A 10,170-nucleotide genomic window follows, 5' to 3' on the forward strand; every position below is an offset into this window, starting at 1 on the left:
CTATAAGTGGTATTTCCATTTTAACAAACCCCATTACGTATATGGTTCACAAATGCCTGAAATGTATATGAAATTTTTGTGAACAACAAGCTGATAAAAATAAAATTCCCCTGCTATTTTTTTTAAATAGCAAGGGGTTATGCCACTGAATGTTATTTATCCATCTGGTTATTCATCGCACGCATCATCTGTTTAATTTTTTTCTGGGAAGGTTTTTGTCCCATTTGCATTAACAGGGTCCGAAGCATCTGCTCATTAATGGGAGGGTTTTTCTTTAAATAATTCATCATATATTTTCTCGCTATAAAAAACCCCAGTGCTACGCCAGCGAGTAATGCAGCAATTGCTATAATGACAACCCAAACTGTACTCATAATTAAAGATTTCCTCCTTCATGTTGTCTCCCATACAGTATAGTAAATCCTACATGATCTGACAATAGCTGATCCTTTAAAGTATTAATTCTTTTTTAATGGGGGACAGCCATCCATACTGTTCCTGATCATAATTCACCACAAAAAATGATGGATGATAGCCCCTCAGAGCTTCAAAAAACATAATCTCCGCTTCTTGCAAAGAGGAACTATGAATAACCCATTCTTTATCATAACAATCGATCTTCACGTTAACATAGTCGTAACGGATATCAATTCTTCGTTTATCAGTATATACATGATAGCGATTCCCTAAACGAGATTGTAAATGCTCGATAATCGCTTCTTTTGGCAATGTCCTCGTAATAAACTGAAATTGTTTCTCATATATGGAATCGGTTGATTGCATCTGATATTGAAAAAGAAAATGATATAAAACATCACTTTTGTGATAGTAATGAAAAGCGAAATCATCCTTTAACCAGTATAATGAATACTTATCCATACACCAGTCCCTCCTACTAGGGACTATTCTATCAAAACATTAAAAAAATTGTGTCAAAAATAGTCAGGACAAAACAACTATTTTTGTCGACAGGATATCGGGTGTTCCCAGAATAGCTGGAAACGCCCGGTGTTACTCATTTATTTTAATAATTCTTCTGCCTGTTTCACAACGTTTTCAACCGTGAAGCCGTATTCTTCCATCACTCTGTGTCCAGGGGCAGATGCACCGAATGTTTGGATGCCTATGACCTTTCCTTCATCCCCGACATACCGCTCCCAGCCAAAAGGTGAAGCCATCTCAATAGCCAGACGTTTTTTTACATGATCAGGCAAAATTGCTTTTTTATATTGTTCATCCTGCTTTTCGAAACGATCCCAGGAAGGCATGCTGATCACTCTTGCATCAATGCCTTTTGCTTTTAAAGTCTCCTGTGCTTTAATCGCAAGATGAACTTCTGAACCGGATGCCAGCAGCAATAAATCAGGTGTATCATGATTGCTGTCGGAAATAATGTAAGCCCCCTTGTTGACACCTTCCATAGCCCGCTCTTTTGTACCTTCAAGAGTTGGCAGTTTCTGTCTTGTTAAAACAAGGGCTGTAGGTGTTTTTTCCGATTCTAATGCCAGTTTCCATGCCGCTTTTGTTTCATTTCCATCAGCCGGACGTACCACTGACAAATTAGGCATGGCTCGAAGTGAAGGCAAATGCTCGATCGGCTGATGAGTAGGACCGTCCTCACCTACAGCAATCGAGTCATGAGTGAACACATATGTGACAGGCAGCCCCATTAAGGCAGACAGCCGGATGGCAGGCCTGACGTAATCGCTGAAGACGAAAAATGTTCCGCCGAACACTTTTAACCCACCATGAAGGGCCATTCCATTTAAAGCCGCTCCCATGGCGAATTCACGCACACCAAACCAGATATTCCGTCCGGTATATTGGCTGCCTGGTCCAAAATCCTCTTCACCTTTTATGGTCGTTTTGTTCGAGCCAGCTAAGTCGGCACTTCCGCCTATGAAGTTTGGCACATGTCTGGCAATGGCATTAATCATATCACCTGATGCGTTTCGGGTAGCCAGTGAATCCCCATCGTAATCCGGCAGTTCTCGGTCCCAGCCTTCTGGAAGCTTTCCTTTGATCAGTTCCTCCAGTTCATTGGCCAATTCCGGATAATCCTTTTTATATTGATCAAACAAATTTTTCCACTCTTTTTCATTTTGCATTCCACGATCATAAACCTTTTGTTTAAAATCCTTGTATACCTCTTCTGGTACATGGAATGGATTATGCTCCCACTGATACTGTTCCTTTGTCAGCTGAATTTCGGTTTCTCCGAGAGGAGCTCCATGAGCATCCGATTTTCCGGATTTATTGGGAGAACCAAAGCCAATCACCGTTTTTACCTCAATCAATGTTGGCTGATGCGTATTTTCCTGTGCTTTTTGAATGGCTTTTCTGATTTCATTCGTGTCATTGCCATCTTCCACACGAATGACCTGCCAGCCGTACGATTTAAACCGATCTTCCACATTTTCTGTAAATGACCGATCCAAATCACCATCCAATGATATATCGTTGGAATCATAAAGAACAATGAGTTTGCCAAGCTTGAGATGACCGGCAAGGGAAGCTGCTTCCTGAGAAACTCCTTCCATTAAATCGCCATCCCCGCAAATACTGTAGGTATAATGGTCAATTACAGGATATGAATCTTTATTGTATTTGTTTGCGAGATATTGTTCTGCCATTGCCATACCTACAGCCATGGCAATTCCCTGGCCAAGAGGACCGGTAGTCGCTTCTACCCCATCAGTATGGCCATATTCCGGGTGTCCTGGTGTATTTGATCCCCATTGACGGAAGTTTTTGATATCATCAATGGATACCTCATAACCGGATAGATGCAGCAATGAATACAAAAGCATAGAACCGTGACCGGCAGAAAGGACAAAACGGTCCCGGTTAAACCATGTTGAATGTGCCGGATTATGATTCATGAATTCAGTCCAGAGTGTATAGGCCATCGGTGCAGCGCCCATAGGCATCCCGGGATGTCCGGATTGTGCTTTCTCAACAGCATCAATGGACAACGTTCGAATCGTGTTAATCGATAACTGTTCAATATTATTTTCCATTCTTGTACCCCTTTCTTATCCGTCTGTTCAGAATCATGACAATATAATCCTATACCGAATAGCTTGATCAAACAAGGCAAAATCGCCAAATTCACCAAAATTTCATGAGGTAATGTTCCTTGTTAGTGTTGTTTGTTCCGCTTTTTTAATTCTTTTAACTTTTCTGGTGTAACATCCTTTCCTGATGGATCTACCACTTTAATGGATTTCAGCTGGTTTTTAAACGACTCCCGCACACTCTTTAAATATTCCTGTCTTAAGTTCTGCTGTTCATTTCTTTCCTTCTCTGTCAGTCCCTCTGATTTTGCTTTTCTGGCCAGCTCATTAATCCGCTGTATTTTATCCTTTGAAATCATGTGAAGCGCTCCTTTATATATTCTGTGTAAAAATTGAAGACACCTGACCATAAAAAAAGACAAGTGTCAGTGATCAGGACCCTTGTCTGTCTATTATCATTTATATTACCTTTCATTCGATTGTTTTTCAAGTTGCTGATACTCTTTGAATCGTCTGTGAACCGTTGCTTTTGATACATCATACCCCATGCCTCTTAAGGTGGCCGCAATTTCTGCAAACGTCAGGCCATTTTCCCTGAGACGAACCACTTCATTTACAGGAAATTTTTTTCGTTCCCGTCCCGGAGCCTGGTCAATATACTTTAAATTTTCAGCAGGATTAAACCCCCTGTCCATCGCATGTTTCATCCCGCGTTTGATTTTTAGGTTGTGTATTTTACGCTGATACTCCTCTACAATGGATACAATCTGCAAAACCATGGAATCCGAATCGGACAATTCCAGTTCACCCTGATAAGATATGGTGTAAACAGGAACATTCAGTTTCTTCAGCTGATGATAAAGGGCAATTTTTGTATTTCCGCGTCCGAGTCTGGTTTCATCCTGTATAAATAACGCATCCGCTTGCTTCGAAGCAAAGATTTCTAGCATTTGAAAGATACCTTCACGTTCTACCTCATAGCCGCTGGCCTGTTCTTCAATAACTTCAAAAACGTCATAGTTATATTGTTCGGCCAGCCGGATCAGTTCCTCTCTCTGCCGTTTCAATGATGTGATTTGTTCTTCTTTTTCTGTGCTGACTCTGCAATAGATCACAGCTTTCAATTCATTCACCCCTGCTTTTCTTGATGACTGACCTGCTCCATTTCCTAAACGGAAGACATGGTAACATACATAAAAATCAAACTCAGAATAAACAGCACCATAAATGTTATATCAATTTTAGAACGCTTTTCAAACATGTCATCCGCCTCCACAGAACTTTTGTTCGGTTATTTGTATTATATATACGAACATTCGTTCTTGTCAAGATTTTTTACGAACGAATGTTTGTATATGGTGGTAAATCATGTTATAATAGGATCAGTTCAATATATATGTATGAGGTGAAAAAATATGAACAGGCTATCTAAACGCCAGCAAGCGATTTTAGATTACATAAAAGAGCAGGTCATGCAAAAGGGCTATCCTCCATCTGTACGGGAAATTGCCAGGGCTGTAGGGCTTGCATCCAGCTCTACTGTCCACGGACATCTGTCTAGACTTGAACAAAAAGGTTATATCCGCCGGGATCCGACCAAGCCCCGGGCGATCGAAATTCTGGATGAGGAAAACCAGTTGCCCAAAAGTGACGCAGCCTATGCTCCGCTGATCGGTAAAGTAACCGCCGGTGAACCGATTACGGCGATTGAAAATATTGAGGAATATGTTCCAGTTCCGGCTCATCTAGCACCATCTGCAGATGATTTGTTTGTTCTTAAGGTTGAAGGAGAAAGTATGATCGAAGCAGGTATATTAAATGATGACCTGGTGATTGTGAGAAAGCAGCAAACAGCTGAAAATGGAGATATTGTAGTTGCCATGACAGAAGATGAAGAAGCTACTGTTAAACGAATTTTTAAAGAAAAAGATTACATCCGTCTGCAGCCGGAGAATGCGACGATGGAACCGATCATCGTCAAACAGGTTACCATTCTAGGAAAAGTCGTAGGACTTTATCGGGAAATTGACTAATTTAATGTGATCTGTAGATTCAAGGAGATAAGATGAGCCTGATAAGGAGGATGGGCCATGTGATGGCCAATGTGAATCCTATTCACATATTTGAAAGACTGGAAAACGGTTATGGAAGACGAATTTTCATACAGGTAGCTGCTTGAAACAAAGTATAAACTGAATGAAAACGTGACAAACCCTTTCATTCCATACAGGACAGGGCTCCAGGTCTATATGTTTTAATATGAACTCAAATAGGCGCACCGCCTTCATTTCGGAAATGTTGTGCGCCAGGCATAATTCGATACAAAAAAAGCCAAAAACCTGTACGTTAAGGGATTTGGCTTTTATTTTGATTCATTTTCTATTTTCAACAGTATGTTCTACGGCAGAATTGTTTTTACAATTCAATTATAGGTTACAACTGTAGCCTCTTTTCAGCATCTTTCTATACTAAACCATAAACCCAATTCCCATCAATCTGGTCTTCAACAATCTCTCAAATATCGGGAAACCATTCTGCTTGTTACTTTGATCAGATTTTCTACCATAAATCCCTCCTGAGTGACATACTCCCCCGTCTGAAAGGATCACCAGATAGTATGTCCATTTTGTAAAGTCGACATCAATGATGACGATCAGGAACAAAAACATGAAAAGTAAATCTGATGACTTCATTTCATACTTTTTCGGTGGATGTGATATACTATTTATAGGTGGGGAGGTTTCCCTCCCCTTAGGGTTAGCGTTCCTCTTTGTGGGAGCGCTTTTTCTTTTCCTTGATTTCCAGGTATGTTTTTATGGAAATCAAGGTTGCGGCTATTGTTGCCGCTATGTCTCTGATCACATTAACTCCCTTCATCTCTCTCCATCTTTTGAATCGATTAGGAGGGTGGATTAACCCCCAACCTCTCACACCACCGTGTGTACGGGTCCATACACGGCGATTCCATTTAAGTCCAACGCAGATATTTATATCGTTATACAGCAATTGAGGCCAAGGTTTGACCAGTGCTGGCCCTATGTAAGATGTGATTTCTGGAGTTTCGCCAGAAGCCTTCTTTTGTTGGCCATTCCCATGCCTTAGATGCTTGAATACCAAGCTTCTTCAGGTTCCGAAAACGGTTCCAATTTTTAAGGGACAGTTTATACTTAAAAAGTATTCATTCAAAAATGAAAGCTCGTTTTAATAACGAAATATTTTGTTATTACATTCCCATTTTCTAAAATATAAACAAACTCTTTTACTTCATTTTCGTTTTTGAATGTTAGTTTCCCAAATTCACCAACCGAATCATAACGAAAGCCCGAGAAAATTGGAAGGGTTATATCTCTTGGGCTATTATTCATTTTATTAATCATTGTTTTGATCCGCTCTCTGTCGGTTATTTCAACAACCTCATTATGATTTATGATGGTTATTTTGCTGAATTCATCATCTATTATATTATGATTCTTCATCCAAATGATAGTTGAACAAAAAGTAACTATGATAAATATCAAGATTCCTACGATCAATCTTTTCTTTCCCATAAGACAAACCTCATTTCTTCTTATTTTAACTTTATCCGTTCATCGCACTTTACAGGAAGTATGTCTGGATCGTATGATCTTTAGTACATACCAGGAGGCATATAAGGCGGTAACAGAATTTATCCAGTTTACAACAAACAGCCTATTCACTCGAGCATCCACTTTCTGGTACCAGAGACATGTTATGAACAGAACAGACGGGGGTTATTCAGGAAGTATGCGTTTAAAGCGAGACTCATGCCTTATTTCGTCCTTATTATCCAATCGCCTGGACGGGAAAGAAATTAAGGATGTGGATACACGTGCAAAAGCCTTTACCCTTAACGAAAAAATCAAAAAGGTGGTTATTGTTATGAGGCGTACACCCGTGTCGCTATTTGAAAACGTCACTACAGACAATTTGATTATAACAGAATTCAAAATATTTTGAACTAATGATTCAGTTATTTAGGTATGAGATGGGTTCTATATCTCCCGAGTAAGAATATCCTTTTTAAAACAACCATTCATTAGTATAGATGATAATGTTTGAAATAGTTGTTGAATGTGATAAACTGAACATGCCTTTTAAATAATAGGAGTTGATAAGATGAATATGATAGTAAACCGAGATAGGGTGGGGTCATCTACGTTTGAACTTTTGTTTTTTAAATTGTTATATTCACTAACGTTCAAAAGGTCTCGACACCTAAGAACAATTATTCACCGCATAGAAAAAGATTTAGAAGCAGTCAAAAACAAACAAGTTTAAAAGTGGCTGTCTCCAAAGTTCTTAAAGTGAAGAAATAAAATGAAGAAGGCAGAGAAGTACGCACAATCAGGAATGGATATTGAGATCATCGCTGAGGATGATTTTTTAAAAATGTTATAAAGGATGTTATCTCGAATCCTGGTTTTAGAAAACATAAAAATAGATGGGAAAGCCGCACTCATTTTAAAGGTCCCATTACAGGTAAGTACAAAGATCATTTCGAATGCTGTATGAAAGATATTCACTAAATTTTTGTGGGTGATTCGCGGGGGATATATTATGATGGCATGCTAAAAAATTTTGGCCAATAAACCAAAACCCCTTGCCGCCATACAGCGACAAGGGATACACAATTTCAATACTGCGATAAATACTGCTCCCTCTCCCACGGATGTACCTGTGTACGGAACATATCCCATTCAATTTCTTTTGCCTCAACAAAGTGCGCAAACAGATGATCTCCAAGGGCATTGACGATGACTTCATCCTGTTTTAATAAATCAAGCGCTTCAAATAACGTTCCCGGAAGATCTTCTACACCATGATCAAGACGTTCCCTTTTATCCATCACATAAATGTTTCTGTCTACAGCTTTAGGTGGAGTTAACCGATTTTCTACTCCGTCCAAACCGGCAGCAAGCATGACCGCCATAGCCAGATAAGGATTGGCTGCCGGGTCTACGCTTCGAACCTCAATTCGGGTACTCAGTCCTCTGGAAGAAGGGATACGTATGAGCGGACTTCTGTTTTGGCCGGACCATGCTACGTAGCAAGGTGCTTCATAGCCAGGAACAAGGCGTTTATATGAATTAACCGTAGGATTTGTCACAGCTGTGAAATTTCGGGCGTGTTTGACTATTCCCGCGATAAACTGGTATGCTGTTTCACTTAGCTGAAGCTCTCCGTTTGGATCATAGAATGCATTTTGATCTCCTTTAAATAGTGACATATTGGAATGCATGCCGGACCCATTTACTCCAAACAACGGCTTCGGCATAAACGTAGCATGCAATCCATGCTTGCGGGCAATTGTTTTTACCACCAGCTTGAAGGTTTGAATATCATCACAATGTTTGACGGCATCTGAATATTTAAAATCAATTTCATGCTGCCCTGGAGCCACTTCATGGTGTGAAGCTTCGATTTCAAATCCCATTTCCTCCAGCTCAAGAACGATATCCCGGCGGCAATTTTCACCCAGATCGGTTGGTGCCAGGTCAAAATATCCACCTTTATCGTTTAATTCCATGGTAGGTTCCCCATTTTCATCCAGCTTAAACAAAAAGAATTCAGGTTCAGTACCGATGTTAAACGTGGTGAATCCCAGCTCTTCCATCTTTTTTAGATTTTTCTTGAGATTATAGCGAGGACACCCTTCAAAAGGTGTTCCATCTGGTTTGTAAATATCACAGATGAAACGGGCAACTTTCCCCTTTTCCGAAGTCCAGGGAAAAACGACAAATGTGTCTAAATCAGGATATAGATACATATCTGATTCTTCAATACGAACAAATCCTTCGATTGACGATCCGTCAAACATAATCTTGTTGTCCAGCGCTTTGTCAAGCTGGCTCAGTGGAATTTCCACATTTTTGATGGTGCCCAGCATGTCAGTGAACTGAAGACGGATGAACTTAACATTTTCCTCTTTAATTTTTTTCACAATGTCCTCTTTTTTGTACTTCGATCCCATATTGTTTATACCTCCTGAATGATTAAAAAAATATTATTTTAATGGAAGAATCGGGATAATTCTCCCTGTCTTAACGAAGCTTTGTTCAGACGTCCGGCCTCAAAAATTTCCTGTTTCAACATTTCCCTGAGTTCTCGATCGGATAGGTCTTTCTTGACATTCTCTGATTCATTATGTTCGGATTTTAAAGTTGATGCACGAACTTCTTTTTGCGCCATCATTTCTTTTATACCGGCGAGGTTAACTCCTTTATCAATCAGTTCTTTGATTTCCAGCAATCGGTCTACATCTTCAAATGAAAATAACCGGCGATTGCTTCCTGTTCTGGCAGGATGAATTAGTCCATGCTCCTCATAATAGCGGATTTGTCTGGCTGATAAATCAGTTAAAGACTGGACGATGCCGATCGGAAATAACGGCATGGTTCGACGATCTTGACGTCCCATTCCAAGATCACCTCCATGATGAATTTATACCAATCATACATAATGTAATAATTCTTGTCAATAGATGTTAGGTTTTTTAACATATATTTTTTTAAAAAAATTGAATATGTTTTCTAATCCTCCACAACATAAAAAAAATAAATGTTTCTGGAGGTTAAATGCTATGCCACTGATTCCTTATGAACCCTTTCGCAGACTTGAACATATGAAAAGGGAGCTGGATCATTTTTTCTCAAACGATTTCCCATCACTGACCTTTCGTGATGAATTCAAGCCCATTTTTCAGACACCACGGGCAGATGTATATGAAACGGAGAAAGAAGTTGTAGCAAGGTGTGATCTTCCTGGAATTGAAAATAAAGAGGATGTCCGTATTGAGGTGGACACCCATTCTCTGACGATCAGCGGTAAAATCAGCAGAACCCGGGAAGTTAAAGAGGAAAAATTTATGACACAGGAACGACATGAAGGCAGCTTTCACCGCACCATTCCCCTTCCTGCAAGCGTTTCTTCAGAGGGAGTAAAAGCGACCTATAAAAACGGCGTTCTCGAAGTCAGAATGCCTAAAACAGGTGATGAACAAAAAAGAAAAATCGATATCGAATTCCATTAAAGAAAACTCGCCGATTGACAAGCCGACAGGCGAAGGCAGAGGCGTAGTTGCCCTTATCTATCTCCCATAAAAATCATGCCCACTACGTCGATTATACTTCAT

Annotated in this window: 10 protein-coding genes; 2 read left to right on the forward strand and 8 right to left on the reverse strand. The window is 39.8% G+C overall.

Annotated features, from left to right (window positions below):
* Positions 1-152: 152 nt before the first annotated feature.
* The 5 genes from EDD68_RS00100 to EDD68_RS00120 all read right to left on the reverse strand — a co-directional run bounded on the left by EDD68_RS00100 (position 153) and on the right by EDD68_RS00120 (position 4,141).
* Complete coding sequence (locus tag EDD68_RS00100; RefSeq protein WP_132369916.1) at positions 153-374, reverse strand: YneF family protein; 222 nt, start codon at positions 372-374, stop codon at positions 153-155.
* Positions 375-450: 76 nt separating this feature from the next.
* Entirely contained in the window at positions 451-879 is a 429-nt protein-coding gene (gene sirA, locus EDD68_RS00105) for a sporulation inhibitor of replication protein SirA (RefSeq protein WP_132369918.1), read from the reverse strand.
* A 140-nt stretch (positions 880-1,019) separates the two neighbouring features.
* Positions 1,020-3,020 carry a transketolase gene (tkt, locus tag EDD68_RS00110; RefSeq protein ID WP_132369920.1) on the reverse strand — a complete coding sequence of 667 codons (2,001 nt, stop codon included), beginning with the start codon at positions 3,018-3,020 and terminating at the stop codon, positions 1,020-1,022.
* Between the two features lie 122 nt (positions 3,021-3,142).
* Complete coding sequence (locus EDD68_RS00115) at positions 3,143-3,376, reverse strand: DUF896 domain-containing protein (protein WP_132369922.1); 234 nt, start codon at positions 3,374-3,376, stop codon at positions 3,143-3,145.
* Positions 3,377-3,481: 105 nt separating this feature from the next.
* Entirely contained in the window at positions 3,482-4,141 is a 660-nt protein-coding gene (locus EDD68_RS00120; RefSeq protein ID WP_132369924.1) for a YneB family resolvase-like protein, read from the reverse strand.
* A 291-nt stretch (positions 4,142-4,432) separates the two neighbouring features.
* Between EDD68_RS00120 and lexA the strand changes: the two genes are divergently transcribed.
* Positions 4,433-5,050 (forward strand): transcriptional repressor LexA, encoded by a 618-nt coding sequence (gene lexA, locus EDD68_RS00125; RefSeq protein ID WP_132369926.1) that lies wholly within the window; start codon positions 4,433-4,435, stop codon positions 5,048-5,050.
* Positions 5,051-6,199: 1,149 nt separating this feature from the next.
* Here the strand turns inward: lexA and EDD68_RS00130 are convergent.
* The 3 genes from EDD68_RS00130 to EDD68_RS00140 form a co-directional block, all read right to left on the reverse strand.
* Entirely contained in the window at positions 6,200-6,565 is a 366-nt protein-coding gene (locus EDD68_RS00130) for a hypothetical protein (RefSeq protein ID WP_132369928.1), read from the reverse strand.
* A 1,106-nt stretch (positions 6,566-7,671) separates the two neighbouring features.
* Positions 7,672-9,009, reverse strand: a complete 1,338-nt coding sequence (gene glnA / locus EDD68_RS00135; RefSeq protein ID WP_132369930.1) for a type I glutamate--ammonia ligase — start codon at positions 9,007-9,009, stop codon at positions 7,672-7,674.
* 38 nt (positions 9,010-9,047) lie between these two features.
* Positions 9,048-9,455 (reverse strand): MerR family transcriptional regulator, encoded by a 408-nt coding sequence (locus tag EDD68_RS00140; RefSeq protein ID WP_132369932.1) that lies wholly within the window; start codon positions 9,453-9,455, stop codon positions 9,048-9,050.
* 163 nt (positions 9,456-9,618) lie between these two features.
* Between EDD68_RS00140 and EDD68_RS00145 the strand changes: the two genes are divergently transcribed.
* Positions 9,619-10,068 carry an Hsp20/alpha crystallin family protein gene (locus EDD68_RS00145; RefSeq protein WP_132369934.1) on the forward strand — a complete coding sequence of 150 codons (450 nt, stop codon included), beginning with the start codon at positions 9,619-9,621 and terminating at the stop codon, positions 10,066-10,068.
* Positions 10,069-10,170: the final 102 nt, after the last annotated feature.

This window comes from Melghiribacillus thermohalophilus, assembly GCF_004342905.1.
GTDB lineage: Bacteria > Bacillota > Bacilli > Bacillales > Alkalibacillaceae > Melghiribacillus > Melghiribacillus thermohalophilus.

Coding starts and splice junctions, on each gene's coding strand:
- EDD68_RS00100 (WP_132369916.1), bottom strand. CDS start 374: ATGAGTACAGTTTGGGTTGTCATTATAGCAATTGCTGCATTACTCGCT.
- EDD68_RS00140 (WP_132369932.1), bottom strand. CDS start 9,455: ATGGGACGTCAAGATCGTCGAACCATGCCGTTATTTCCGATCGGCATC.
- EDD68_RS00130 (WP_132369928.1), bottom strand. CDS start 6,565: ATGGGAAAGAAAAGATTGATCGTAGGAATCTTGATATTTATCATAGTT.
- tkt (WP_132369920.1), bottom strand. CDS start 3,020: ATGGAAAATAATATTGAACAGTTATCGATTAACACGATTCGAACGTTG.
- EDD68_RS00115 (WP_132369922.1), bottom strand. CDS start 3,376: ATGATTTCAAAGGATAAAATACAGCGGATTAATGAGCTGGCCAGAAAA.
- EDD68_RS00145 (WP_132369934.1), top strand. CDS start 9,619: ATGCCACTGATTCCTTATGAACCCTTTCGCAGACTTGAACATATGAAA.
- glnA (WP_132369930.1), bottom strand. CDS start 9,009: ATGGGATCGAAGTACAAAAAAGAGGACATTGTGAAAAAAATTAAAGAG.
- lexA (WP_132369926.1), top strand. CDS start 4,433: ATGAACAGGCTATCTAAACGCCAGCAAGCGATTTTAGATTACATAAAA.
- sirA (WP_132369918.1), bottom strand. CDS start 879: ATGGATAAGTATTCATTATACTGGTTAAAGGATGATTTCGCTTTTCAT.